Here is a 1,407-nt window from a genome sequence, read left to right on the forward strand (position 1 = left end):
CTAAAGATATTAACCACACCTTTAGGCAAAGAAGGTACTTCTGACATGACCTTTGCAATCAGTGCATTGGTTTGTGCTGTTTGACCCGGCATTTTGACAACGACTGTTGCACCTGCGGCTAAAGCTGGTGCGAGCGAACGAATTAGTAGAACAACAGGTGAATTCCACGGAACAATAATGCCAGCAACGCCCATTGCTTGTCTTAAGCTTATAGAAAAGCTACCTGCTTTAGGCTCTAAAGCACGACCATATTCGGTCATGGTTAAAGAGGCATAGTAACGCAATTTGGCAGGAACCATGCTGACTTCAAAACCTGCTTCAGCTTTTACTTTGCCATTTTCTGTCGATAAAATTTCAATCAACTCAGGTGTATATTTTTCAAAAGCATCTGCTAAGTCATGTAATACACGTGAACGAAGTGAGCGATTGTCTTTCCAATCTGTATTTCGAAAGGTATTTTTAGCCGCAGTAATCGCTTTTGCAGCATCTGCTTCCGTTGCATCTGCATATTGTCCTATCACAGTATAATTTGCAGGGTTAATTGAATCTTTATGTTCAACAGAATCTACCCATTCTCCATTAATCCAATTTTTTGCAATATGAGACATCATTTTTTCCTTAAGCATTTGTATATAAATTCGCAATATGTTCAGCGGTAGCAATGACAGTAACGTTTGTTGCAACAGATGGAACATCTGGAAAAATTGAAGCATCCACAACACGTAAGCCAGTTACGCCGTGTACTTTTGCTTCTAAATCTACAACTGCATTCGGATCACTTAGTTGCCCCATTGGAGCACTCGCAACAGGATGATGATAGGTATCTAATGTTGATCGAACAGAGGCTAAAATTTCTTCATCACTGTCAGCTGCCGGTGCAATCTCACTATCAATTAAATCTGATAATGGTGCGGTTTGACCGATCTTACGCGCAAGCTTAATTCCTTCGAGTAGACGAGCTTTATCCTGATCTGCTGCTAAAAAATTTAAGTCAATTTTAGGAGCTTGCAATGGATCTTTACTTTCAATCCAGATACGCCCCCGAGAGATTGGACGAGTTAATGCAACTGCTAAAACAAAACCCACTTTAGTTGGGCTCATTTCATGAGGAAATAAATGTGTTGCAGTGATATGTAAATCGAGTTCGCCTGATGTTGCACTTGAACTATTTGTCCAAAGTTTTGCCCCGATCACAGGAGATTGATCCCCTATTAAGTCAGGTTTTGCTGCATAGGCGTTGTAATAAAATGGATGATCCATCAGATTTAAGCCTACAGGTAAATCGACAACAACAGGAATACCTAATTTATTCGATTGATCTGACGGTCCAACACCTGACCGTAATAGAATGGCAGCACTCCCATAAGTTCCTGCCGATAAGATCACTTCTTTTGCGTGAATTTCTTC

Annotated in this window: 2 protein-coding genes; both read right to left on the bottom strand. The window is 40.5% G+C overall.

The window, feature by feature from the left end; genetic code table 11:
- Window positions 1-608: aldehyde dehydrogenase family protein (locus tag UC75_RS20815; protein WP_228137180.1), on the bottom strand; the 608-nt coding region annotated here is incomplete at its 3' end.
- Window positions 609-618: 10 nt separating this feature from the next.
- Window positions 619-1,407 (bottom strand): GMC family oxidoreductase (locus UC75_RS20820; RefSeq protein ID WP_228137181.1); only part of this gene is annotated, 789 nt, incomplete at its 5' end.

The organism is Acinetobacter sp. V2 (assembly GCF_001188385.1).
GTDB lineage: Bacteria > Pseudomonadota > Gammaproteobacteria > Pseudomonadales > Moraxellaceae > Acinetobacter > Acinetobacter oleivorans.